2 protein-coding genes and 1 pseudogene are annotated in these 2,063 nt (G+C 36.6%); 1 reads left to right on the forward strand and 2 read right to left on the reverse strand.

Translation table 11 applies throughout. The annotated features are described in order from the left end of the window. Positions 1 to 395 (reverse strand): annotated as a pseudogene (locus GSQ84_RS27775) (hypothetical protein); the annotation flags it as partial. Between the two features lie 215 nt (positions 396 to 610). On the opposite strand from GSQ84_RS27775, the gene GSQ84_RS27780 reads away from it, so the two are divergent. Then, entirely contained in the window at positions 611 to 1,561 is a 951-nt protein-coding gene (locus GSQ84_RS27780) for a hypothetical protein (RefSeq protein WP_158800652.1), read from the forward strand. A gap of 78 nt (positions 1,562 to 1,639) precedes the next feature. Here GSQ84_RS27780 and GSQ84_RS27785 read toward each other — a convergent pair. Then, positions 1,640 to 2,063 (reverse strand): RagB/SusD family nutrient uptake outer membrane protein (locus tag GSQ84_RS27785; protein ID WP_158800653.1); only part of this gene is annotated, 424 nt, incomplete at its 5' end.

Here is a 2,063-nt window from a genome sequence, read left to right on the forward strand (position 1 = left end):
CTTGAGCCTGTAAGTTCTGTAGTCTGCCAGTAATTCTGATATTTTTTAAGCAGGGAACTGTAGCCAAACACGAGCTTAAAACTTTTGAAAGGTAAAGTGTAAAAAACTGACCCGGGATAATCCCAGGATAAAGTGGCGTACATGTGCGGATCAAAGTCGCCCATAGTTGTTTTTTCTTTTTGGAACTCGTTAAAGAGTTTATCTGTAGGGCTGATCTCAAACCAGCCACCTACTTCAGAAGGCGCAAACTCCTGCGCTGTGGTTACGCCCAATACTTCTCCTGCATTTTCGCCCGACCAGGGGTTTGTTCCACCAACATCGGCCAGCTGTATTTCAAACACAGATTCAGCGTTATTCTCTGTCGTGGTCAGGAAATTGTCGCCATAAGCAGGCATCAGATGATAAGTAAACGGAGCAGTAGTTAACTACTGCAAAGTAGCTGTTGCATTTGCCCAATCCTTAGTATATACATTTAAAACAGAAGATAGTTAGCTTCACCCGGACCTCACCGATCAGACCATATAATAAGTAAGATTTTGAAAAGACTTTGTTAATCTTAAAAACAATGTAAAAAATCTTAAATATAAACATATTTTCTTTTTTATTAAAAATGAACACATTTGGTACTTATATTTGTGAGGTGATAAAAAGAGAAGACCATTTATGGAAAGGACTTTTGGATGAAACATTTCCAGAGTTTATTCGATTTATTTACCCGAGGGTAGATGAGTTCCTTGACCTGGAAAAAGGAGTTGAATTTTTAGATAAAGAACTTGAAAAAGTCTTTTCATCTGATGATAAACCGTCTACTAGGTTGGTAGATAAGCTGGTAAAAGTTTATACTTTAGATGGAGATGAACAGTGGATTTTAATACATATTGAAGTTCAGGCAAAATATACTGAAGATTTTGGGAACAGGATGTTTACTTATTTCTATCGTTTATTAGATAAGTATAACAAGCGAATTTCAGCCTTTGCAATTTTCACTGAGGCAATCCCTAAATCCCGGCCAGATACTTTTAAAATAGAGTTTATGGATACGGAAATGAATTACAAATTTAATACATATAAAATAACTGACCCGACGGATGAAGAGCTCGAATCGAGTAAAAATATATTTGCGCTTGTTGTCATAGCAGCACGAGCAGTACTAAAAGAAAGGCATATTACAAATAAAAAAGAGCGTGACCTATTCAGAAAAGATTTAAAAATCCAGCTTTTGAAAGAACTAAAATCAAGGAAAATAGAACAGAAGAAAATAGATTCAATCTGGAAATTCATTAATTATTATATCCGTTTTGAATTTGAAGAGACAAATATTATTTTTGATAAAGAACTAAATATTTTAAATAAAAAAAATATCACCATGGGAATTGAAGAAGCAATCAGAGATATTATCAGAGAAGAAACCGCTGAGAAAGTCGAAAAAGAAATGAAAGAAAAATTCGCACGTAAGCTTGTTTTTGATTTGAAGTGTAGTGACCGAAGAGCGGCCAAACTTCTTGAGGTTTCAGTAAAGTTTGTAAAGAGAATACGAGAAAAAGAACTTGTATTGTCCTAATTTCACCAATACAAAAGCGCCTAAAAATTCAATATAACTTATTCCCAACCATTTACTGAGAATAAGTTATAAGTTTTATTACCACCCTGAACGTTGAACGATCAGCGGATTGGTATTGATCTCATTTTGTGGAATAGGGAAATAGTCATACCTCCCTGCCACATAAAATTGTTTACCTACTTTATCGCTGTTGGTCAATTCCTGCTGTAACAAACCCCATCTTTTCAAATCATAAAAGCGCTGGTGTTCACGGGCAAATTCTATCATTCGCTGATGCCTGATCTCTGTCATCAGCTGGTCCTGGGCCAAACCTGCAGAAACCTGGGCCAACAAAGCCCTGCTGCGGATCTGATTAACATAAGTAACTGCACCTGCAGCATTCCCCTGCATATCCATTGATTCAGCAAGCAGCAATAAAATATCCGCAAAACGTAAAGCCCTCTCATTGTTATCTGAGGTATCATCACTTGCTCCGCTTGAGCCTGTAAGTTCTGTAGTCTGC

Source organism: Pedobacter sp. L105, from assembly GCF_009765875.1.
Classification (GTDB): Bacteria; Bacteroidota; Bacteroidia; order Sphingobacteriales; family Sphingobacteriaceae; genus Pedobacter.